This window comes from Amycolatopsis sp. NPDC049253 (genome assembly GCF_040678995.1).
GTDB lineage: Bacteria > Actinomycetota > Actinomycetes > Mycobacteriales > Pseudonocardiaceae > Amycolatopsis.
Map to the genome: position 1 here is coordinate 241,399 of NZ_JBFAQX010000009.1, position 19,149 is coordinate 260,547.

The 19,149-nt window shown below is 69.5% G+C and carries 24 protein-coding genes; 9 read left to right on the forward strand and 15 right to left on the reverse strand.

Going from position 1 to position 19,149, the window contains the following annotated elements:
* Positions 1 to 2 precede the first annotated feature (2 nt).
* The 5 genes from AB0K15_RS22615 to AB0K15_RS22635 form a co-directional block, all read right to left on the reverse strand.
* Complete coding sequence (locus AB0K15_RS22615; RefSeq protein ID WP_364053587.1) at positions 3 to 1,016, reverse strand: YhjD/YihY/BrkB family envelope integrity protein; 1,014 nt, start codon at positions 1,014 to 1,016, stop codon at positions 3 to 5.
* Between the two features lie 56 nt (positions 1,017 to 1,072).
* Positions 1,073 to 1,585 (reverse strand): AAA family ATPase, encoded by a 513-nt coding sequence (locus AB0K15_RS22620; protein ID WP_364053590.1) that lies wholly within the window; start codon positions 1,583 to 1,585, stop codon positions 1,073 to 1,075.
* Positions 1,586 to 2,818 carry a hypothetical protein gene (locus AB0K15_RS22625; protein ID WP_364053593.1) on the reverse strand — a complete coding sequence of 411 codons (1,233 nt, stop codon included), beginning with the start codon at positions 2,816 to 2,818 and terminating at the stop codon, positions 1,586 to 1,588.
* Between the two features lie 44 nt (positions 2,819 to 2,862).
* Entirely contained in the window at positions 2,863 to 3,885 is a 1,023-nt protein-coding gene (trpS, locus tag AB0K15_RS22630) for a tryptophan--tRNA ligase (protein WP_364053596.1), read from the reverse strand.
* A gap of 83 nt (positions 3,886 to 3,968) precedes the next feature.
* Complete coding sequence (locus AB0K15_RS22635; protein WP_364053599.1) at positions 3,969 to 4,301, reverse strand: hypothetical protein; 333 nt, start codon at positions 4,299 to 4,301, stop codon at positions 3,969 to 3,971.
* 462 nt (positions 4,302 to 4,763) lie between these two features.
* On the opposite strand from AB0K15_RS22635, the gene AB0K15_RS22640 reads away from it, so the two are divergent.
* Positions 4,764 to 5,483, forward strand: a complete 720-nt coding sequence (locus tag AB0K15_RS22640) for a chitinase (protein ID WP_364053602.1) — start codon at positions 4,764 to 4,766, stop codon at positions 5,481 to 5,483.
* Positions 5,484 to 5,579: 96 nt separating this feature from the next.
* Here AB0K15_RS22640 and AB0K15_RS22645 read toward each other — a convergent pair whose 3' ends face one another.
* Positions 5,580 to 6,395 carry an exodeoxyribonuclease III gene (locus tag AB0K15_RS22645; RefSeq protein WP_364053605.1) on the reverse strand — a complete coding sequence of 272 codons (816 nt, stop codon included), beginning with the start codon at positions 6,393 to 6,395 and terminating at the stop codon, positions 5,580 to 5,582.
* A 343-nt stretch (positions 6,396 to 6,738) separates the two neighbouring features.
* On the opposite strand from AB0K15_RS22645, the gene AB0K15_RS22650 reads away from it, so the two are divergent.
* Both AB0K15_RS22650 and AB0K15_RS22655 read left to right on the forward strand, forming a co-directional pair.
* Positions 6,739 to 7,308, forward strand: coding sequence for a TetR-like C-terminal domain-containing protein (locus AB0K15_RS22650; protein ID WP_364053608.1), 570 nt, complete (start codon positions 6,739 to 6,741; stop codon positions 7,306 to 7,308).
* A 115-nt stretch (positions 7,309 to 7,423) separates the two neighbouring features.
* Positions 7,424 to 7,981, forward strand: a complete 558-nt coding sequence (locus tag AB0K15_RS22655) for a permease (RefSeq protein WP_364053611.1) — start codon at positions 7,424 to 7,426, stop codon at positions 7,979 to 7,981.
* 30 nt (positions 7,982 to 8,011) lie between these two features.
* Here AB0K15_RS22655 and AB0K15_RS22660 read toward each other — a convergent pair whose 3' ends face one another.
* Positions 8,012 to 8,326: an SH3 domain-containing protein gene (locus tag AB0K15_RS22660; RefSeq protein ID WP_364053613.1), complete on the reverse strand. Its 315-nt coding sequence runs from the start codon at positions 8,324 to 8,326 to the stop codon at positions 8,012 to 8,014.
* Between the two features lie 237 nt (positions 8,327 to 8,563).
* Complete coding sequence (locus AB0K15_RS22665) at positions 8,564 to 9,787, reverse strand: NADP-dependent isocitrate dehydrogenase (protein ID WP_360597379.1); 1,224 nt, start codon at positions 9,785 to 9,787, stop codon at positions 8,564 to 8,566.
* Positions 9,788 to 10,016: 229 nt separating this feature from the next.
* Here AB0K15_RS22665 and AB0K15_RS22670 point away from each other — a divergent pair, with 229 nt between their 5' ends.
* From AB0K15_RS22670 to AB0K15_RS22680, 3 genes are read left to right on the forward strand one after another with little or no spacing between them, the layout of a single operon-like run.
* The gene (locus tag AB0K15_RS22670; protein WP_364053617.1) at positions 10,017 to 10,505 is read left to right on the forward strand and encodes a hypothetical protein; all 489 of its coding nucleotides are present in this window, start codon (positions 10,017 to 10,019) and stop codon (positions 10,503 to 10,505) included.
* Between the two features lie 32 nt (positions 10,506 to 10,537).
* The gene (locus AB0K15_RS22675) at positions 10,538 to 10,900 is read left to right on the forward strand and encodes a DUF2203 domain-containing protein (protein WP_364053620.1); all 363 of its coding nucleotides are present in this window, start codon (positions 10,538 to 10,540) and stop codon (positions 10,898 to 10,900) included.
* Between the two features lie 34 nt (positions 10,901 to 10,934).
* Positions 10,935 to 11,534 (forward strand): class I SAM-dependent methyltransferase, encoded by a 600-nt coding sequence (locus tag AB0K15_RS22680; protein WP_364053623.1) that lies wholly within the window; start codon positions 10,935 to 10,937, stop codon positions 11,532 to 11,534.
* A 60-nt stretch (positions 11,535 to 11,594) separates the two neighbouring features.
* On the opposite strand, the gene AB0K15_RS22685 is transcribed toward AB0K15_RS22680, so the two are convergent.
* The 4 genes from AB0K15_RS22685 to AB0K15_RS22700 all read right to left on the reverse strand — a co-directional run bounded on the left by AB0K15_RS22685 (position 11,595) and on the right by AB0K15_RS22700 (position 14,503).
* Positions 11,595 to 12,110, reverse strand: coding sequence for a hypothetical protein (locus tag AB0K15_RS22685; protein WP_364053626.1), 516 nt, complete (start codon positions 12,108 to 12,110; stop codon positions 11,595 to 11,597).
* Positions 12,111 to 12,724: 614 nt separating this feature from the next.
* Positions 12,725 to 13,309, reverse strand: a complete 585-nt coding sequence (locus tag AB0K15_RS22690) for an HhH-GPD-type base excision DNA repair protein (protein WP_364053629.1) — start codon at positions 13,307 to 13,309, stop codon at positions 12,725 to 12,727.
* Positions 13,299 to 13,877, reverse strand: a complete 579-nt coding sequence (locus tag AB0K15_RS22695) for a hypothetical protein (RefSeq protein WP_364053632.1) — start codon at positions 13,875 to 13,877, stop codon at positions 13,299 to 13,301. The genes AB0K15_RS22690 and AB0K15_RS22695 overlap by 11 nt, the downstream gene beginning before the upstream one ends.
* Positions 13,859 to 14,503 carry a spermidine synthase gene (locus tag AB0K15_RS22700; protein WP_364053635.1) on the reverse strand — a complete coding sequence of 215 codons (645 nt, stop codon included), beginning with the start codon at positions 14,501 to 14,503 and terminating at the stop codon, positions 13,859 to 13,861. Before AB0K15_RS22700 ends, AB0K15_RS22695 begins: the two co-directional genes overlap by 19 nt.
* Before the next feature lie 74 nt (positions 14,504 to 14,577).
* Here AB0K15_RS22700 and AB0K15_RS22705 point away from each other — a divergent pair, with 74 nt between their 5' ends.
* Positions 14,578 to 14,760 carry a DUF1918 domain-containing protein gene (locus AB0K15_RS22705; protein WP_364053638.1) on the forward strand — a complete coding sequence of 61 codons (183 nt, stop codon included), beginning with the start codon at positions 14,578 to 14,580 and terminating at the stop codon, positions 14,758 to 14,760.
* Here the strand turns inward: AB0K15_RS22705 and AB0K15_RS22710 are convergent.
* A complete protein-coding gene (locus AB0K15_RS22710; RefSeq protein ID WP_364053641.1) occupies positions 14,757 to 15,956 on the reverse strand; it encodes an MFS transporter in 1,200 nt (399 codons plus the stop codon). The genes AB0K15_RS22705 and AB0K15_RS22710 overlap by 4 nt on opposite strands.
* 108 nt (positions 15,957 to 16,064) lie before the next feature.
* Here AB0K15_RS22710 and AB0K15_RS22715 point away from each other — a divergent pair, with 108 nt between their 5' ends.
* Positions 16,065 to 16,388: a metalloregulator ArsR/SmtB family transcription factor gene (locus tag AB0K15_RS22715; protein ID WP_364053644.1), complete on the forward strand. Its 324-nt coding sequence runs from the start codon at positions 16,065 to 16,067 to the stop codon at positions 16,386 to 16,388.
* Positions 16,389 to 16,581: 193 nt separating this feature from the next.
* Positions 16,582 to 17,766: an MFS transporter gene (locus tag AB0K15_RS22720; protein WP_364053647.1), complete on the forward strand. Its 1,185-nt coding sequence runs from the start codon at positions 16,582 to 16,584 to the stop codon at positions 17,764 to 17,766.
* Positions 17,767 to 17,835: 69 nt separating this feature from the next.
* On the opposite strand, the gene AB0K15_RS22725 is transcribed toward AB0K15_RS22720, so the two are convergent.
* Together AB0K15_RS22725 and AB0K15_RS22730 are read right to left on the reverse strand one after the other, a co-directional pair.
* Entirely contained in the window at positions 17,836 to 18,141 is a 306-nt protein-coding gene (locus tag AB0K15_RS22725) for a DUF3017 domain-containing protein (protein ID WP_364053650.1), read from the reverse strand.
* Between the two features lie 2 nt (positions 18,142 to 18,143).
* A complete protein-coding gene (locus tag AB0K15_RS22730) occupies positions 18,144 to 19,001 on the reverse strand; it encodes a bifunctional methylenetetrahydrofolate dehydrogenase/methenyltetrahydrofolate cyclohydrolase (RefSeq protein ID WP_364053653.1) in 858 nt (285 codons plus the stop codon).
* Positions 19,002 to 19,149 lie beyond the last annotated feature (148 nt).

Here is a 19,149-nt window from a genome sequence, read left to right on the forward strand (position 1 = left end):
GCCTAGTCCCGCCGTCGTCCCATCCAGCCGAGCAGCGCGCCCACGCTGAACACGCCCGCGGCCGTGCCCAGGCCGAACCCGCGCTGGACGGTCACGCGCGGCTCCAGCCGTACGGGCGCCGGCGGCCGCACGACCTTGCGCTGGTTCTCCTTCGCGGTGGCCGTCCACGCGGTGACCATGAGGATGAACCGCGAGACGAGGTTCGCGAACACGAGCAGACCGATGATCGGCCCGAAGATCGCCGCCGCCGGCGAGTTCGTCACGCTCGCCAGGTAGATCGACGCCACCTGCTGCAGGATGACGAACCCGATCGCGGCGACGATCGCGCCCTTCACCGCGCTGCGCATGGCCACGTGCTCACGCGGCAGCCGCGCGATGACCCACATGAACACCAGCGTGTTGGCCGCCAGGCCGAGGATGATCGTGGCCACCCGCAGCGCCCACACCGCCCAGGTCGCGTGCTCCAGGCCGACGAGCTCCAGCAGGTACTGCCCCACCCCGCCGCCCGCGGCCGTCACCGCGAACGACACGATCAGCGCCACGCCGAGACCCACGAGCGACAGCAGGTCCTTGATCGTGGTCGACACGATCGGCTGTTGTTTCTTCTCCTGACCCCACTGCGCCGTGAGCGCGTCGCGCAGGTTCGACATCCAGCCGATGCCCGAATAGAGCGCCAGGAGCAGACCGAAGATTCCGATGCCGCTTCCGGATTTGATCGCCGCGTCGACGATCTGCGTCACGAGTCCCTGGAGCGCGTCAGGCACGGAACTCTTGATGCCGGCGCTGATCTGGTCGATCACCGCCTGGTTGCCGCCCACGATCATGCCGACGACCGCGAACGCCACCATGAAGATCGGGAACACCGAAAGCACGCTGAAGTACGTGATCGCGGCAGCGTAGTGATTGCCGTAATGCTCGCCGAAGGATTCGTTGGCTCGGATCAGGTGATCCAGCCACGGGTACTTCCGCCGCAGCCGAGGCAGCAGCTTTTCCTGGTCACCAGTCTTGTTCGCCACCGTAAAACGCTAACCACGGTCAGTGATAGCCGCAACGCGAGCGGGTACCCCCGGGGTCAGTCCAGAGCGGCGAGCACCGCTCGGTAGGCGTCGTCGACGCGACCGGCCGACGTCGTGATGACACGCGCCCGCGGCCGGTCGGTGAGGAGGGCTCCGAGGCGGTCGTGGAACGCGGCGACGTCGGCCACGGTGGTGTCGTGGTGGTGCGGTCCGGGCGCGCGTGCGACGAAACGGGCCAGGACGTTTTCTCGGGTGTCCGCGAGCATCAGCTCGTGAAAGGAAGCGCCGACGTCACGAGCCAGTTCTTCCAGCTGCACCAGGAAATCCGCGCGTGCGAGCAGCTGCGGAACGATCACGTCGTGGCCCGCGCAGAGGTGCGCGCGGGCGGCCGCGAGGGCCAACGCGCGCGCCGCCGAACCGGACTCCTTCGGCTGCGCGCGCCAGCCGCCGACGAGCGAACGCACGCGGTCGATGTCGAGGTTCAGCGTCGGCGGATGGTCCTGGGCGAACCGCTCCGCCAGCGTCGACTTGCCGATGGCGGGCGGTCCGTTGAGGACGATCAGCCGCACCTACGTCCCCTGAAAACCCTGTGCGATCTTCTGCCCGGCGGGCACCAGCAGGCGGTTGGCCTCGGCGAGGGTGCTGCCGTCGGGGTGCCCATCGTGGTCGACCAGGTACAGCTCGAAGGCGAAGCGGCCCTTGCGGAAGATCAGCACGCCGTGGGTTTTCACCGACATCGTGTCGGTCATGATCCGCGACTCGTCGCCGACCGCGGCCGAGGGTGCCTGGCCGCCGTGCGCGCCCGCGGTGTTGTCGACGTACTCCTTGGCGGCGTCGGCGGACAGGAAGCTCGTGGCGGTCAGGGAGAGGGCCGTGCGCGAGAGTGGGTCGTCCTCGCCGGTGCCGCACTCGCAGGTGAGCTGCACGTAGTTGCGCTGCTGCGGGTCGTGCGGGAACGCGAGGTCGCCGACGGCCGTGCCCGGTGTCTCGGACACCAGCGGCGACGCGTCGGTGCCGATGGCGGGGCCCACCACATCGGCGGTGAGCAGCGGGCACGGCTGCGCGACCGGTTCCGGGAACACCGGGCTCGAGTAGTCGACGGTGCTCGGGCCGGCCGGCGCGTTGGTCTGCTTCTCGAGGTTCTGCATCACGCGCTTGGCGATGTCCTGCAGTTTGCCGGCGCTGCCGTTGCCCTTGAGGTCGAAGTCGAAGCTCGCCACGGTGTCGCCGAGGATCACGGTGGCCTGGCCCGACGCGTCGGGCGCCGGAACCGGGCGGCGCTTCGAGTAGGCGTGCACGGGGCCGAGGGTGATGCTCGCCGGTGCGCCCGCGAACGCCGCGGCCGCCTCGGCGACGGGCGGCACGTAAGCGGGCTGCGACACCGCGACCGCCAGGCTCTCCTGCAGCGTGCCGTCCGCGGACTCCAGGGCGTAGGCGCACTTGTTGAGCGCCAGCCCGGCGCCCATGGAGTACGTGATGGCCGAGGTGGCGAGCGGACCCTTGCCGTCGCCCACCAGGTAGACGCGCTCGAAGTTGACGGAGTTCGGGTCGGGCCGCGAGCCGACCTTCACGCCGAGGTCCGTCAAGTCGTTCAGCGACAGCAAGTTGCAGGCCTCGATCACCGGCTTGCCGCCGAGCCGCACCGCCTGCGGGTTCGGCTTTTCCTTGAGCAGCGCGGCATCCGGGTAGTCGGAGCCCTCGTAGCCGGGCCGCTGGGTGGTCTGGCCGTTGGCCACGGCCATGGCTTTCTGACTGTCCGGAGTGGACTCACCGCATCCGGCGAGCAGCAGCAGAACAGCCAAATGGACAGCCAGGTCTTCACTTTCGCCCCCCGGCAAGTGATTTTCTAGCGAGCGGCAGGCAGGAAGCCCAGCCGCTCGTACACGGTGGCGAGCGTGGGCGCTGCCACCTCCCGCGCGCGCTGCGCGCCGCGGGCGAGAACCTTGTCGAGCTCGGCCACATCGTCCAAATAGGACTGGACTTTGGCCTGCAGCGGCGTGACCCACTCGACGAGCACCTCGGCGAGGTCCTTCTTGAGGTCGCCATAGCCCTTGCCCTCGTACGCCGCTTCGAGGTCGGCGATCGAACGCTCGGTGAGGGCCGAGTAGATGCTCAGCAGATTGGAGACGCCGGCCTTGTTCTCCGCGTCGAACTTGACCTCGCGGCCCGTGTCGGTCACGGCGGAGCGGATCTTCTTGGCCGAGCGCTTGGGGTCTTCGAGCAGCTCGACGAGACCGTTGGCCGCGGACGCCGACTTGCTCATCTTCGCCGTCGGGTCCTGCAGGTCGTAGATCTTGGCGGTGTCCTTGACGATGTAGGGCTCGGGCACCGTGAACGTCTTGCCGAGGCGGTTGTTGAAGCGCTGCGCGAGGTTGCGCGTGAGCTCCAGGTGCTGGCGCTGGTCCTCGCCCACCGGCACGGCGTTGGCCTGGTAGAGCAGGATGTCGGCGGCCTGCAGGATCGGGTATGTGAACAGGCCCACACTGGCGCGGTCGGCGCCCTGTTTGGCCGACTTGTCCTTGAACTGCGTCATCCGGCTGGCCTCGCCGAAGCCGGTCTGGCACTCGAGCACCCAGCCGAGCTGCGCGTGCTCGGGCACGTGGCTCTGGACGAACAAGGCACTTCGGTCAGGGTCGACGCCGATCGCGAGCAGCTGCGCGGCCGAGCGGCGCGTGCGCTCCAGCAGCACCTTCGGGTCCTGCTCCACCGTGATGGCGTGCAGGTCGACGACGCAGTAGAAGGTCTCGTGCGTGTCCTGCAGCTTCACCCACTGCCGCAGGGCGCCGAGGTAGTTGCCGAGGTGGAACGAGTCGGCCGTCGGCTGGATCCCGGAAAGCACCCGCAGGCGCCCGTTCTGTTCGTCGGACACGTCAGCGATTCTTTCAGGAGCCGGAGAGGCGGGTCACAGGGAGGTCTCCCTGGGGCGCTCGGCGGGGGTTCCCAGGGCGTTTCTCAGGGGTGCCGAATCGGCGCGAGGGGCCGGGTGGGCTCCTCGGTGTCGGCGGACTCGGGGGCGGGCAGGGCCGTCGCGGTCGCCGCGCGCGCCTTGCGACGCTGGCGCAGGACGCCGAGGGCCATGCCGACGATGCCCAGGGCCACGGCGACCAGCCCGACCGGGCCGAGGATGCCGAAGCCCGCCGAAGGGGTCTCCGCACGAGCGACGCCGTCGTCGGCGAGCGCCGTGCCGCTGCCCGCGAGCAACAGGACGGCCGGCAGCACGACGAGCGTCGCCGACCGAGCCGAGCGCAGCGTGGACCGCAACAGGAGATGACCTGGGTTGCGCACCGGAGTGCCTCCCGCGAAGTGATGTTCCTGGCGAGATCTCTCACCCGTAAGGATGAGTCATACAGTGAAAAAGCTACCGAGCGTGTCAAGACCTGTCGGTTCTGATCAACTCGGGCGCCGAGACTAGCGCCCGTCCGGGGAGGGCGGGTGACCACCCCCGGGCTGACGGTGTCACTGGTGGTCAGCGCGCTACTGCCGGTTTTTCGGGCGCCTGAGGTCGCTCGAACGGCTGTCGCGAGTGCCTGCTTGGTCCGGTTCCGGTCGCACGGCGCGAGCAAAACGTGAAGAACGTTCACCCGTTTGGCCGCGACGAACTACAGACAGCAAGTTATTCACCAACTTCGTTGGTCTGATCGCGTCTTTTTGACCTGATCCCGGCTTCGGGCCCTGGTCTTCCCTCGGTTGATTGGTCTATACCTCTGTGGTGTAGACCACTTCAGGGGCGAACAAAGGAGTGAGCCCATGTCTCTCCGAAGGATCCTCACCGCCGTCGGGATGGCCGCCGCGGCCGCGATCACGGTGCTCGTGCCGGCCAGTACGGTCGCCAATGCGGCCCCGGCCGCGAGCTTCGTAGTCAGCGAGTCGCAGTTCAACCAGATGTTCCCGGGACGGAACTCGTTCTACAGCTACAGTGGACTGACCGACGCGCTCGGCGCGTACCCCGGCTTCGCGAATTCCGGCAGTGACACCGTGAAGAAGCAGGAAGCGGCGGCGTTCCTCGCGAACGTGAGCCACGAAACCGGTGGCCTGGTGTACATCGTGGAGCAGAACACCGCGAACTATCCGCACTACTGCGACACCAGCCAGTCGTACGGCTGCCCGGCGGGCACCGCCGCGTACTACGGGCGCGGCCCGATCCAGCTCAGCTGGAACTTCAACTACAAAGCCGCGGGCGACGCGCTCGGCATCGACCTGCTGAACAACCCGAACCTCGTGCAGAACGACTCGGCCGTCGCGTGGAAAACCGGCCTCTGGTACTGGAACACCCAGTCCGGCCCCGGCACCATGACCCCGCACGACGCCATGGTCAACGGCCGCGGCTTCGGCGAGACGATCCGCAGCATCAACGGCTCCATCGAATGCAACGGCGGCAACCCCGCCCAGGTCCAGAGCCGCATCGACGCGTACCAGAAGATCACCGGCATCCTGGGCGTCGACCCGGGTGGCAACCTCAGCTGCTGAGGCGGTTGCAGGTTGCCTGGCAGAAGGGCCCCTCAGTGGCGGCTGAGGGACCCTTCTGCTTGACAAGTAAGGAAATCAGCCCTGCTTCGGCGGGCGTCAGCGGGGGAACGGGACGTCGTACGTCGCCGTGACCGGCGCGTGGTCGGACCAGCGTTCGGCGTAGGTGGCGGCGCGCTCGACGACGACCGACTGCACGGCATCGGCCAGGGCCGGGGTGGCGAGCTGGCAGTCGATGCGCCAGCCGGAGTCGTTGTCGAAGGCCTGGCCGCGGTAGGACCACCACGTGTAAGGGCCCGGGCCTTCGTGGAGGCGACGTTGGACGTCGACGTAACCGGCCTCTTCGTAGACGCGGCCGAGCCAGGCGCGTTCTTCCGGCAGGAAGCCCGAGTTCTTGTGGTTGCCCTTCCAGTTCTTCAGGTCGACGGTGTCGTAGGCGATGTTCCAGTCGCCCACGACGACGACCTCACGGCCGGCCGCGGCGGACTTCGCGCGCAGCTCGCCGAGGTAGGGCAGGAAGGCCGCCATGAAGCGCTCCTTCTCGTCCTGGCGCTCGGTGCCGACGTCGCCGCTCGGCAGGTACAGGCTCGCGACGACGACGCCCGGCAGGTGCATCTCGAGGTAGCGCCCGCTGTCCTCGAACTCGGGCTCGCCGAAGCCGACCCGCACCTCGTCGGGCTCGACCCGGCTGTAGAGCGAGACGCCGTTGCGCCCCTTCACCACCGAGGGCGCGTGGGCGGCGAACCACCCCTCGGGCTCCACGACGTGCGGGGGCAGCTGCGCGGCCTCGGCCCGCACCTCCTGGCAGGCGACGACGTCGGCCTTCGCGGTGGCGAGCCACTCGACGAAGCCCTTCTTCACGGCGGCCCGCAGGCCGTTGACATTCACGGTGGAGACGGTCAGCACCCCGCGCACGCTACCCGCCGGGCCCGACAATCCTGTGCCAGACCGCGCGCACGGCGCGACTCACCGTGCTCGGCAGCTGCGACGCCCGGCCCGAACCCGGCCGCGGGTGCGCGGGATTCCTTCTGTCGCACGGAAATCACCACGTCGTGACTCAGCCGAGCCGGGCACTACACCGTCGAGGACCAGCACGGGCCCAATCGCGGCGTGCGGCTGAGCTCGCCGCACGGCACCGTCGCGTACTCCGGCGGCGCCGGACGGCAAGGCGCTCGTGGCCGACGAAAGCCTGACCGGCGAGCTTGACGACCGGTAGCTAATGAGATTAGCTTCAAAGCTATGACTGTTAGCCAGTGCGATGTCCCCTAGAGCCGGCCTCACACCGGACGCCGTCGTCACCCTCGCCCTCGAGGTGGTGGACGCCGACGGCGCCGGCGCGCTCAGCCTCGCCAAGGTCGCCGAACGCGCGGGTGTCGCCACGCCGTCGCTGTACAAGCACGTCGGCGGGCTCGCCGCCCTGCGCCGGCTGGTCGACCTGCGCGTGGTCGCCGAGATGACCGAAACGTTGCGCGGTGCGGCAACCGGCCGTTCCGGTGACGACGCGATCGAGGCCCTCGCCGACGCCTACCGCGCGTACCTGCGCACCCATCCCCACCGCGTCGCCGCGCTGGAAACCGCGCCCGACGAGGGCGACGAGGAGCTGGCGAAGGCCACCCACGGCGTCGCCGAAGTGGCCTTCGCCGTGCTTCGCCCGTACGGGTTCGACCAGGCGAAGACCGTGCACGCGACGCGGTGCCTGCGCGCGGCCGTCCACGGCTTCGCGAGCCTCGAAGCGTCCGGCGGGTTCGGCCGGCCCGAAGACGTCGACGCCAGTTTCACGCTCCTGAAAACCATGCTCGTCCGCGGCATCACCGACTACGCCAGCTGAGGAGAACCATGTCCTTCGTCCTCGCCGTTCTGCTGTTCACCGTCGCGCTCGGGATTCCCGACGCGCGTTTCCCCTGGCAGGCCAAGTCCGCGCCCGTCGAGAGCGAGGCCGGCAGATGATCGCCGGGCACTTCGGGCTCGCCGCCGCCGTCAAAGCCGGCCGGCCCGCCCTTCCCGTGTGGACGCTGATGCTGGCCACCGCGTGGCTCGACATCGTCTTCACGCCGCTCTACCTGACCGGCATCGAGACCATCGACCAGTCGGGCGGGACCGGCTACGGCGAGGGCGTGATCCACGCCGACTACACCCACTCGCTCGTCGGCGCGCTCGTGCTCTCGGCCCTGTTCGGCCTGGTCGCGGCGCGGTGGCTCGGCCGCGGCGCCGGCGTCACGCTCGGCGCGGTGGCGTTCTCGCACTGGCTGCTCGACCTGGTCGTGCACCGCGCCGATCTGCCCATCCTGCCCGGCAACGCGGGCCATCTGCCGACGTTCGGCTTCGGCCTGTGGCGGCTGCCGGCGGTGGCGATGACCGTGGAGGTCCTGCTGCTCGTGGCCGGGATCGGCCTCTACTGGCGGGCCGCGGCGAAACGCGACCGGCGCAAGGCACGCACGCTGGCGCTGATCGCGGCGCTTTCAGGCGTGGTCACGGTGGCGCTGGACTTCGCGGGCGTCTAGCCCTCCGAGCCGGTCATTGCCGAAAACCACTCAGCACTTCGAACCGTCGAGCGGCTTCACGAAGCTGCTCGCCACCCACTTGCCCTCGGAGACCTTGCGGAACCCGTTCTGCTGCACCGGAAGCGCGTCGAACTGGGCACCGTTGAGGTACTTGCCGACGATCTTCCCGTTGCCGTCCGGGGTTTCACGCGCGTTGAGCACGTCGGCGGTCACCGCGACCTTGCACCCGGTCGGGGAACCCTGGGCGTCGGCCTGGCCCTTCTGGTTCAGGACGTAGATCACGATCACGGCAACGATCACACCGATGATGATCAGGGTCTTCTTCGGTATCAACCCCAGGATCACGGCCGCTCCTCAGTCGCCAGAAACCTCAGTCGCGAAAAATCGCGCTTTACCAGGGTAGACACGGAGTAGGTCCGCCCGACAGGTCCGGCCGGGCAGACCACCCGGAGGCGCCAACAGCGTCACCCTCCGGTGACACCCGGTAGTCACGACGAAGGGGCACCTCGGAAGACTCCTCCGAGGTGCCCCTTCGCGGTGGTGGGAAAGGCAGCTCAGCCGGTGGCTGGTGCGGCCTTCGAATCAGCCCTGGGCGATCTTCTTGGCCAGGTTCTCGTCGAGCGTCCCGAGGAACTCCTCGGTGGTCTGCCACGCCTGGTCCTTGCCGACGAGCAGCGCCAGGTCCTTCGTCATCTTGCCGCCTTCGACGGTGTCGATGACCACGCGCTCCAGCTTGTTCGCGAAGCCGATGAGCTCCGAGTTGGAGTCGAGCTTGCCGCGGTGCTCCAGGCCCCGGGTCCACGCGTAGATCGACGCGATCGGGTTCGTGGAGGTCGGCTTGCCCTGCTGGTGCTGGCGGTAGTGGCGGGTGACCGTGCCGTGTGCGGCCTCGGCCTCGACGGTCTTGCCGTCCGGCGTGCGCAGCACCGACGTCATGAGGCCGAGCGAGCCGAAGCCCTGGGCCACGGTGTCGGACTGCACGTCACCGTCGTAGTTCTTGGTGGCCCAGACGTAGCCACCCTCCCACTTGAGCGCCGCGGCGACCATGTCGTCGATGAGGCGGTGCTCGTAGGTGAGGCCCTTGGCGTCGAAGTCGGCCTTGTACTCCGCCTCGAAGATCTCCTGGAACACGTCCTTGAACATGCCGTCGTAGGCCTTGAGGATCGTGTTCTTGGTGGAGAGGTAGACCGGGTAGCCGCGGTCGAGGCCGTACTGCAGCGACGCGCGCGCGAAGTCCTCGATCGACTTGCGGTAGTTGTACATCCCCATGGCGACGCCGCCGCCCTCGGGGAAGTTGGTGACCTCGAACTCCATCGGCTCGGAGCCGTCGGCCGGGGTGTAGGTCATGGTGACCGTGCCGGGGCCGGGGACCTTGAAGTCGGTGGCCTTGTACTGGTCGCCGTGGGCGTGACGGCCGATGATGATCGGCTTGGTCCAGCCCGGTACCAGACGCGGCACGTTCTGCATGATGATCGGCTCGCGGAAGACCACGCCGCCGAGGATGTTGCGGATGGTGCCGTTGGGGCTCCGCCACATCTTCTTGAGGCCGAACTCCTCCACGCGCGCCTCGTCGGGCGTGATCGTGGCGCACTTGACGCCGACGCCGTGCTTCTTGATGGCGTTGGCGGAGTCGATGGTGATCTGGTCGTCGGTGCGGTCCCGCTCCTCGATGCCCAGGTCGTAGTAGTCCAGGTTGACGTCCAGGTACGGGTGGATCAGCTTGTCCTTGATGAACTGCCAGATGATACGGGTCATCTCATCGCCGTCGAGCTCGACGACGGTGCCCTGGACCTTGATCTTGGCCATGAGCAGCGGTGCTCCTTCCGCGGATCTTCGCGTTACTTCTTCGACTCGTCGGTAGCGGTACAAGCGTACTGCTTGCCGGAGCTGGATGGTTCCAGAAGTGGTCGGTATCAAGTCTCCACCCCTGGCGCGAGGCTCCGACGGGTGGGCACACCACGCGTTCGCCGGTCGCGGAACCGGGTGAGGTCCGCGACCATCCCATCGGGGAACCAGCCACTCGGGAGGTCACGCTATGTCGTACTCCGACCCGTACACCACCTTTCAACCGCCCGCATACCAGCCACCGCAGCCGAGCCGGGTCCTGGCGCGGGTGTTCAGCGGGCTGCTGGGCCTCGTGATCACGCCCGTGGCGCTGGGCCTGCTCGCGGCCGGGGGCTACCGGCAGCAGGTGATCGTGATGGAGACCTTCGCCGCGCGGCGCGACGCGCTCGGCATCGCCCTGCTGGCGGCCGGCGCGATCCTGTTACTGGGTGTCGCGGCGCTGGGCGCGTGGTCGTCCTCGGGGCCGCTGCTCGGCGGGCTCGTGTGGGGCGTGCTGCCCGGCGTGGTCGCGCTCGCGATGCCGGAATGGGGCTTCGACCTGCTCAACGGTCTCCCGCACGGCGGGCTGTCGTTCGGGTTGACGTCGTGGCTGTTCTCCGGCGCGCTGCTGGCCGCCGGGTTTCTGCTGGTGGGCACGGGTCTGGCGACGACGGTGGCGCGGCGGCGACCTGGGCGGTGAGGGACTTCGGGCCGCAGTGAGAACATCGTCACATGGGTCTGTTCACCGTGGCCGAGGCGCGCGCCGAGCTCTCGCGGCTGCTCCCGGTCCTCGCCGAGCTCGTCCGGGTGCGCGCCGACGCCGCCGAGCTCGCCGCGTCGTTGCGCCCGGGCGGCCGCGACACCGACCTCGGCGGCCTGCCGGAGTGGAAGGCCGCGCAGGCCCGTCTCGACGAGCTGATGACCACCGTCCAGCGCACGGGCGCCGAGCTGAAGGGCTTCGCGCCCCTGCTGGTCGACTTCCCGGCGTCGTTGGACGGCGACGACGTGTTGCTGTGCTGGCTCGAGGGCGACCGCGAGCTCTCCTGGTACCACCGCGTCGACCTCGGCTTCGCGGGGCGCCGTCGGTTGAGCTGAAACTCGCTGGTCAGCGCCACTACCGTTGACCTTCGTGAGCTCAATCTTCGACGAAATGGCCGCCGAGTACGACGACGATCTCTTCCACCCGCTGGTGGCGGATACCTTGATCTCTTTCCTGCCTTCCCGCCCCGGTTTGCTGCTCGACGCGGCCACCGGAACGGGCGCCGCGGCGTTCGCTTCGCTGCGGCTGTCGCCTGGTTCGGTCGTGGGGGTGGACATCTCCGAGGGCATGGTCGCGCTGGCCCGCGCGAAGGCCCCCGAGCTGGACCCGGCCAGGGTGATCTCGTGGCAGGTGGGGCCGGCTGTGCCACTGCCTTTCGCCGACGGTGCCGCCGATGCCGTGGTGTGCGCTTCGGCCTTGCACTTCCTGGGGGCGACCGCGTTGACCGACTGGGTACGCGTCCTGCGGCCGGGCGGGGTGGTGGCGTTCAGCATCTCTTCGTCAGCCCGGTTCAACCCGTGCGGCTCGATGTCGGAGGTGATGGCCCACGACCTGCGGATTCCCGGCTCGGAGGCCGAAGCCGCGGCCCTGGCCACGGACGCGGGCTTCCACTCCGCGACGGCGCAGACGGTGCGGGCCGACATCGGCGGACGGGACCGGTTGGTGTTCGCGGTGCGGGCAGTTCGTTAAAAGGGCCGGCCCGACCGGCTCGGCGGCCACCCCCGCGGCGGCCGCCGAGCCGTTTCGGCGTCAGCCGTGGAAGTGCACCTCACCGGTGGCCGCGGGAGCGTCCGGCCCACCGCACCGCTCGACGAACGTGGCCTCCAGATCGACGATGCTGCCGTCACCGGCGCGGGTCAGCTGGGAAATGGTGAAGTCGGCCTGGTCGTCGATGCACCCGAGCGCACCACTCCGGGTTCCGCGCGCAACGAAGAAGCCCGGCGAATCGAGCTGCGGATCCGCCTGACCACGATGCCGCGCACCGACATACGTGCCTTCGTGCAACTGCTCCCCCGCCGGCGCACTGAGCTCCACGCGCGCCCAGTCCCACCCGTCGGCCGACGACGCGTCGACCTTGACGGCCCCGCCGGACTCCCACACCCCGACCTCGTCAGCCGGCGCCACCCATCTCGCCGAACCACTCAACGGCGTAGCCCCGGCCTCCGCCGCATACGCGAACTCACCAACCGGCGCGGCACTCGCGGACGTCGCCCCCACCCCGGCAACCGCGACCGCAACCCCAACAACGAACAGAACACGGCGCATATCGAATTCCCTCCCCTAAACGCTGCCGATTCGCAGCCACGCGAAGATCCTTCCAACGCCCACCCACCACGAAAATCCGCCGTTGGACGGATGCCACTCAGCGGGGCACTTTCACCGAGGTCCGGCCCAGCACCCCTGGCCCCACTAAAGACGGCCGACAACTAACCCCAAGCCCCACCAAGCCCCGCCGCCGCCCTTGCCCCCACCACACAGCCAGCCGGCAACCAACCCCAAGCCCCGCCCAACCCCACCGCCGCCCTTGCCTCGCCAAACAGGCCTCCGGCAACCCGCCCCAAGCTCCCCCAAACCCTCCCCCGACCCTTCCCCCGGCCACTCCCCGACGAGAAGCCACAACGCGGTTCGGGCCGCCTGTCAAGGTACTCTTTCCCGCCTTGACAGGCGGCCCGAACCGTCGTGACAATCGGGCTTCGGGGAGCACTTCCGCTTTGTCTTTTCGCCCAAAGGGCACTCTTTTCAAATACAGAAAACAAAAGACAAGCGACGGATCACCACCCCGTCAGATATCACAGAACAGACACCCCAAGCTCATGAAGCGCGCCCACGTACCCACCAGGCGACCACACACCCCAAACCCCAAACCCCAGCAAACCGAACTACTTCTTCCCAGCCGCCTCAGCCTTCGCAGCCTTCTTGAACGCCCGAACCTCCGCCAACGTCTTGGCATTCACCACATCGGCAATAGACCGCCGCGACCCACGATCCCCATACGCACCGGCCGCCTCGCGCCACCCCTTCGGCTGCACCCCATACTGTTTCCCCAACAGCGCGAGAAAAATCTTCGCCTTCTGCTCCCCATACCCCGGCAGCGCCTTCAGCCGCTTCAGTACCTCAGCGCCGTCGGGCTTGGGTCGCCCCTCGGTCCAGATCGCCTCGGCGTTGCCGTCGTAGTGCTCCACGAGGAACTGGCACAACGCCTGCACCCGGCGCGCCATGGATCCGCCGTAGCGGTGGATCGCGGGGGGCGTGACGCACTTCTCGACGAACTCCTCCGTGTCGGCCTCCGCGATGCGCCGCACGTCGAAGCCGCCCATGCGGTCGGCGATCTTGCGCGGGCCGAGGAAGGCGACCTCCATGGAGATCTGCTGGTCGAGGAGCATGCCGACGAGCAGCGCGACCGGGTCTTCGCTCAGCAGCTTGTCGGCCTCGGCGTCGCCGCTCAGGTGCACTTCACGCGTCATGCGGTCCATTTTGGCAGGTCGCGACCCAGACGCGCAGCTCCCCGAGCGGGGTGGCGCCGTACGCCAGCGCCGAGGCCAGCTCGTCGCCGTGTTCGTAGCCGACGATCGGCAGGCCCGGGAACGCGGCGGCGGCGCCGGCGACCGCGCCGGCCCAGTCGTCGCCGGTGAAGTTCCACAGGCCGACCGCGGCCGGGCCGCGGTGGGCGACGGTCGGGCCGCCGAGGTGGACGAAGGACGGGTCCGGCGACGCAGCCGCGGGCCACCCCGACGAGGACAGCACCGGGAAGTGCAACCAGGTCGCGGAAAACAGCACCTCGAAGCCCGGCAGGTCGAGGGAGGCGAAGCTGTCCTTCACGGAGCAGCCGGCCGACGCGTCCACGAAGGGCAAGATGTCGGCGGCGGTGGCGTCGGGCGACAAGGTGACCGCGTCGGGGTAGAACTGCGGCGTGGGCGCGGGCGCCGTCCACGCGTGCGGGCCGAAGACGCCGGAAACGCCGCTGATGCGGCAGAAGACGTCACACCAGGCCGCATTCTCCGCGACGGCCGCGCTCAGCAACGGGCGAACCACAGCACGTCCGGTTCCCCGCGCGGTACCGGGACCTCGACCACGCGTACGTCGGCGAAGCGCCCTCGCAACCGGTCCGTGAACGCAGGAGAAGCGCCGGCACTCCAGACCGCCAGGACGCCGCCCGGGCGCAGCAGGCGGGCCAGACCGTCCACTCCGGACTCGCCGTACAACGAGGCGTTGCCCTCCGTCACCGTCCACTCGGGACCGTTGTCGATGTCGAGGCAGAGAGCGTCGAAGGTTTCCCCCGAAGAACGCAGCCACGAAACCAGATCCGTCTCAACCAAGGACACCCGGTGATCGTCCAGCGCCGCACCGTGCACGTCACGCAGCGGGCCCGCGCGGTTCCACGCGATCACCGCCGGCTCGCGCTCCACCACCACAACCGACCCGACGTGCGGGTGATCCAGCGCCGCCCGCAATGAAAAACCCACCCCCAGCCCGCCGATGAGCACGCGGGCGCCCGGCGCGAGCAGGTCGGCGGCCCCGGTCACCAGAAGCCGTTCGGATTCCCCGTTTCGGGTGTCCATCAGGAACACACCGTTCTCGATCACCTCGAGCGCCGCGCCTTCACGGCGGAGCACGAGCTCACCGCCCAACCCGTGGGCCACGTCCAGAACCTCAGCCACACCGCCAGCTTTTCACAACTGCCCTGTACGCGGCCGCGAGGCGCTCCTACCCTGAACCCCGGAGGTGAAACCCCATGCACGCGACGGTAGGAGACGAGATCCAGGTCCACGGCCGCACGGTGGGGGCCGCCGAGCAGCGCGCCGAGATCCTCGAGGTGCGCGGCCCGGACGGCTCGCCGCCGTACGTCGTCCGGTTCGCCGACGGGCACGAGGCACTGCTGTACCCCGGGCCCGACTGCGAGGTCCTCACGGACTAGCCGACGGCCACCTCTTCCCGGGCCGCCACGCGACGAGTGCGGCGGGTCTCCCAGAAGAACACCATCACCGCGATCGCGACGGCGCTCAGCACCGCGGCGATCTCCGGCAGCACCGTCGGCCCGGCGGACGTCAGCACCGCGCCGCCGACGATGCCGGAGAGCCCGACGCCGAGGTAGATCGCCGACGCGTTGAGCGAGAGGGCCAGCCCGGCGTGCCCGGGCGACAGCTCGATGAGCCGGTGCTGCATCGGCGGGTTGATCGCCCACGTGATCGTGCCCCACACGAAGAACGTCACGCCCGCGCCGGCCACCGTCACCGAGGTGAACGGCAGCAGGGCCAGCACGACGGTCATCGCGCCCAGCACCAGGAGCACCGGCACGCGCGCGCCCCACCGGTCGGCCGCGCGGCCGCCGAGGTAGTTGCCCAGGGCACCGCCGATGCCGTAGCAGAACAACAGCACGGTGACGGTGCCGCCGGTGACACCCGCCGTCGCGGCGAGCAGGGGCGACGAGAGCGTGTAGACCATGAACGCGCCGAGGCACGCCAGCACCGTGGTGACGAGCAGCGCGACCACGCGCTTGTCGCGCGCCACCGCGAAGCGCTCGGCCAGCCGCACCGCGGGCGGCGGAGCGACCCGCGGCAGCACGAGCCGCACGGCGACCGCGCCGGCCAGCGACAGCACACCGACGAGCAGGAACGCGGCCTGGTAGTCCCACTGCTGCGAAACCAGGCTGCCGAGCGGCACCCCGAAGATCAACGCGACCGTGAGCCCGCCGAACACCATCGCGACGGCGCGGCCGCGGCGTTCGGGCGTGGTCAGCTCCGCGGCCACCGCGCTGGCGGCCGGGGTGAAGACGGCAGCACCAACGGCCGTGACAACCCGCGCGAGAAGCAGCGTGGTGTACCCCGGCGCGACCGCGGCGAACAGGTTGCCGAGACCGGTGACGACGAGCGCGGCCACGAGGAGCGTCCGGCGCTCCCAGCGCCCGGTGACGGCGGCGAACAACGGCGAGCCGATCGCGTACGCGATGGCGAACGACGTGACGAGCTGCGCGGCGGCGGTGGCCGACACGTGCAGCTCCGAGACGAGGGAAGGCAGCAGTCCGGCGACGATGTAGCCGCTGGTGCCGACCCCGAAGGCTCCGAACGCCAGCACGGCGTTCCGCGAGCTCCCGGTGGTGGAGACGCTGGACATGAAGGTGCCCCCAAGAGGTGAACGGGATTGGTTCGACGAACGTCGTAGTTCGATGACGACCGTACACCGCCGGCCTGACAATTTCGAGGAACGTCGTACTATGGACGCATGGCCGCCACCACGCACCTGACTCCGCTCGTCCACCCCGAGCGCGACGAGATGACCGTCGAGGCGGTGCTGCGCGCGCTCGCCGACCCCGTGCGCCTGGCGATCGTGCGCCAGCTGGCCCGGTCGGAGGCCGAGGTGTCGTGCGGCGGGCTCGAGGTGCCGGTGACCAAGTCCACACTCACGCACCACCTGGGCATCCTGCGCACCGCGGGCGTGATCGCCGGCCGCCAGGACGGCACGACGCGGTTCAACTCCTTGCGCCGCAACGATCTTGACGAGCTCTTCCCGGGTCTTCTGGACGGAGTGCTCGCCGCGCGCCGCTGACGGTCGCGTTGAGTGAAGAGCCTCACCCGGATACCGGGATGACAAACCCCTACCCCATCGGTTGAACTGGGTTGCAGACAGCACGACGGCGTCGGGGCCGCACACGGCTGTCTTGTTTTTTGCCCTTCGTCTAAAGCGCTTCAGAACGGGGTCGCCCCGGGCTGAGTAATCGATTTCTCACGAAAGGAGAGCCGTGCCCGTCGCGTTGCTCGCGCTCGCCATCGGTGCCTTCGGCATCGGGACCACCGAGTTCGTGATGATGGGTGTGCTGCCCCAGGCCGCCGCGGACTTCCACATCGACATCCCCACCGCCGGCTACTTCATCTCCGCCTACGCGCTCGGCGTCGTGATCGGCGCCCCGCTGCTGACCGCGGTGGCCGTGCGGCTGCCGCGCAAGACCATGCTGCTCGCGATGATGGGCCTGTTCACGCTGGGCAACGCCCTGTTCGCGCTTTCGCCGAACCAGGGTTTCGGCATCGCGTTCCGCTTCCTGGCCGGCCTGCCGCACGGCGCGTTCTTCGGCGCCGGCGCTGTCGTCGCGTCGAGCCTGGTGAAGCCGGGCGACCGCGCGAAGGCCGTGTCGATGATGTTCATGGGGCTGACGCTGGCGAACGTCGTCGGCGTACCGCTCGGGACATTGCTGGGCCAGCAGGTGGGCTGGCGGGCGACGTTCGGGGTGGTCGCGGTGATCGGCCTGTTCGCCATGGCCGCGATCGCCAAGCTGGTGCCGCACCAGGGCCGGCCGGCCGAGGCGACGCTGCGCGGTGAGCTGGGCGCGTTCCGGCGGCCGCAGGTGTGGCTGGCGCTCGCGATCGTGACGTTCGGCCTCGGCGGGGTGTTCGCGTGCCTGTCCTACATCGCGCCGATGCTCACCGACGTCGCCGGCTACTCGCCCGCGGACGTGACGCTGCTGCTGTCGCTGGCGGGTGTCGGGATGACCGTCGGCAACTACCTCGGCGGCCGGCTCGCGGACCGGGCGCTGATGCCTTCGCTGTACGCGGCGATGCTGTCGCTGGCCGTGGTGCTGGGGATCTTCACGCTCACGGCCCAGTCGAAGGTCGGCGCGGCGATCACGATCTTCTTCGTCGGTGTCGCGGGCTTCATGATCGGCCCGATGATGCAGACGCGGATCATGCAGAAGGCCGGCGGCACTCCGTCGCTGGTTTCGGCGGCCGTGCAGTCGGCGTTCAACATCGCGAACTCGATCGGCGCGTACCTCGGCGGACTCGTGATCGCCGGCGGCCTCGGGCTGGTGGCGCCCAACTGGGTCGGCGCGACGCTGGCCGTGCTCGGGCTGTCGATCGCCGCCGTCTCCGGCACGCTCGACCGGCGCGACGCCCGCGCGGCCGAGCAACGGGAGCTCGCTCTGGCTTCGTGACCCGGACCAGAGCCGAAAACACAGCGGCCCCGCACCTACCCGGTGCGGGGCCGCTGTCGTTTGCAGGCCTCAGGACGTGGCGTCGAACGGACCGCCGGTGATCGTGAAGGCGATGTACAGCACCGCGGCGCACAGAGCCGCGTACGTGACGACGTCCACGACCTTGCCGCGGATCGCCAGCAGCCCCACGCGGTCCTCCGGCAAGAGCAGCCGCAGCAGCCCGCCCACGAGCAGCGCGGCGCCGACCAGCACCGCCCCCTCGCGCCAGTGGTACTGCAGGATTCGCAGCGCCGCGGCGAGCAGCAGCAGCATGACCAGCCCGAACGGCACGTGAACGGTCCACGACCGTTTCGTGTGGGGCCGGTCGGCGGTCATGGTCACCGGCTCGCGGCCGTGCGCTCGGCGGCTTCGACGACGTTCGACAGCAGCATTGCGCGGGTCATGGGGCCGACGCCGCCGGGGTTCGGCGAGAGCCAGCCCGCGACCTCCGCCACGCCCGGGTCCACGTCGCCCGTGAGCTTGCCGTCGACGTGGGAGACGCCCACGTCCAGCACGGCCGCGCCGGGGGCCACCATGTCCGGCTTGATGATGCCGGGGACACCGGCTGCGGCGATGACGATGTCGGCGCGGCGGACCTCGGCGGCGAGGTCTCGCGTGCCGGTGTGGCAGAGCGTCACGGTGGAGTTCTCGCTGCGGCGCGTGAGCAGCAGGCCCAACGTGCGGCCGACGGTGATGCCGCGGCCGACCACGGTCACGTTGGCGCCGTCCAGCACCACGCCGTGGCGGCGGAGCAGCTCGATGATCCCGTACGGCGTGCACGGCAGCGGGCCGCGCTGGCCGAGGACCAGACGGCCGAGGCTGGTGGGGGCCAGGCCGTCGGCGTCCTTGTCCGGGTCGATGCGCTCGAGGACGCGGTTGGCGTCGAGGTGCTTGGGCAGGGGCAGCTGCACGAGGTAGCCGTGGCACGCCGGGTCGGCGTTGAGGTCGTCGATGACGGCCTCGAGCTTCTCCTGCGAGATGTCGGCGGGCAGGTCGCGGCGGATCGAGTTGACACCGATCTTCGCGCTGTCCGCGTGCTTCATCTTCACGTACGAGTGCGAGCCCGGGTCGTCGCCGACCAGCACCGTGCCCAGCCCGGGGACGATGCCCCGCTCGGCGAGTGCGGCCACCCGCGGGCGCAGCTCCGCGAAAATGGCGTCCTTCGTGGCCTTGCCGTCCAGAATCTTCGCCGTCACGGTGACCATTCTCGCAAAGCACCGCCCGCGCCCGGACCTCGCCCGGGGTGCACACGCAGCGTGCTCGCCGCACCACCCGATCGGCCTGCGCGTCGCAGCCGGACGCGCAGGGCCACCGGACGTAGACTCGTCGTCACCCCAACGCCGG